The organism is Candidatus Thorarchaeota archaeon, assembly GCA_013388835.1.
In the GTDB taxonomy this organism is placed as follows: domain Archaea; phylum Asgardarchaeota; class Thorarchaeia; order Thorarchaeales; family Thorarchaeaceae; genus JACAEL01.
In genome coordinates, this window is the sequence record JACAEL010000111.1 from 1 (window position 1) to 1,828 (window position 1,828).

2 protein-coding genes are annotated in these 1,828 nt (G+C 45.8%); one reads left to right on the plus strand and one right to left on the minus strand.

The window, feature by feature from the left end; translation table 11 throughout:
* On the minus strand, positions 1 to 863 hold an 863-nt coding region (locus HXY34_14180), incomplete at its 3' end, for a DUF362 domain-containing protein (GenBank protein ID NWF97282.1).
* A 272-nt stretch (positions 864 to 1,135) separates the two neighbouring features.
* Here HXY34_14180 and HXY34_14185 point away from each other — a divergent pair.
* On the plus strand, positions 1,136 to 1,828 hold a 693-nt coding region (locus HXY34_14185), incomplete at its 3' end, for a hypothetical protein (GenBank protein ID NWF97283.1).

Here is a 1,828-nt window from a genome sequence, read left to right on the forward strand (position 1 = left end):
GCGAGTATGCCTATGTCAGGAACCATCGGCGTGTCTGCAAATGGAAAGCAATCGCAGTGAGGCGTTATGTCATATGCAAAGTTGAAAAACATGACTTTGTCTTTGCCCAAGTGGTTTATCACGGCTGAAGCCGCATCCGCAGTTCGTATGCTAAGCTCCGCGTTCGTTTCGTGATGTATTGTGGGCCAACTTGAAATGGCTTTTTTGGGGCAAATTTCCCAGCAGGCGCATCCCCAAACGCATCTTTCAGGATTTATCTGCGGTTTCGAGTCTAGTTTGCTAATTGCTCCGACAGGACAAAAAGCAATGCACTTTCCACAGTCGTCACATTTATTAGGGTCTATTTGAGGCTTCTTTGCGAGATGAAGCGGAGCGCGCCCGCACTTGGTTACGCAACCAACGCCAACATTCTTTAATGCTCCCGCAAACCCAGTTCGAGGATGACCCTTGGCATGAGCAAGAGAAATCAGCACATCCGCCTCCACTATCGCTTGGGCAACCTCAACCTCCTTCATCCTTAATCCGCCAGCCTTCAGCTTGACACCCAACAAGCCTTTTGAACCATCAGCAACCACAAGCGGTGCACCAATAGTTTCCGGCGCATAACCGTTTTCAACAGCAGCCTTCAAACATTTTTCGGCTGTTCCGCGAGCCGAATTTAAGCCAATGCCAGTCGTATCCGTCACAAAAGGTTTTCCACCAGCCGCCTTCACCTTTTCCACAATTATTCGGATGTGCTGCGGGCGGATCAAACGGTGGTTTCCAGGCTGACCAAAATGAATCTTAACTGCCACAAGATCGTCTTCAGATATCACTTCTTTTGCTGCTGAAACGTCAAATAAAGTGGCAAGCTTTCTTTCCAACGATTGCTCTGGACTCAAGCATCGCATGCCAGCAAAATAAACGTTCGAAACCATACAGCAACACTTTTTGGCAGTTGAATACATGAATGGCTGTAATGTCGCTTATTATAGGTTTTCCGTATAAATGACTGGATTTCCTCAAATTATGCCGTTACATTGTAGTGATCTACATTCTGGGAGCTCCTTGAACAATCGATCGAACAGTTGTATATGCCCGCGTTACAGGAAGATTTTAAAACTGAAACCGCAGATTAGCTTGATCAGTGAATAAGATGAACAGATTTTTAGTCGGCATTGTTATGACTGTCCTGCTGACAGGGCTCGGAACTGGATCGAAATTCAGCGTTCCAGCAGTAAGCGCAGCGCCTCCAGTCCATCAAGGAGACTTGGTCATAAACGGAAACAACGTAACCATTTTGCAGGATCTGCACTATTTCAACGGAAGCATAATCGTTGAAGAAAACGCCACTTTGATTCTTAGAAACTCCATCATAAACTTCACGCAGGAAACCAGCCGCCAATACAGTATTATCCTTAGGAACCCAGTCAACGGAAACCCACGTTTATATGCATATGCTTCAACAATAGTTACGGCACCTTCGCTTGACATACTCACGCAACTCGAAGACAACAGCACTGCATACATAAACAACTCTACAATCACATCATACATCCTTGCGGTTGATAATTCGCAACTCACAATCACAAACTCATCCACTATAATGACAATGTATGGATACAGTCAGTCGGATATAGAAATATCCAACTCCACAATCGATGAATGGCATAATTACGATTCGCCAACGGTGCACGTATCCAACTCCACGATCAACAGCATCCTTTTCGGATCTACAACTGTGAACTGCACGGTTGACAACCTTAAACCTGGACTCATAGACAACTGGAACTTCCTCATCAATTCTACCGCAACCATTCCAAGCGGCGGCTACGCGCCAAACGTGACC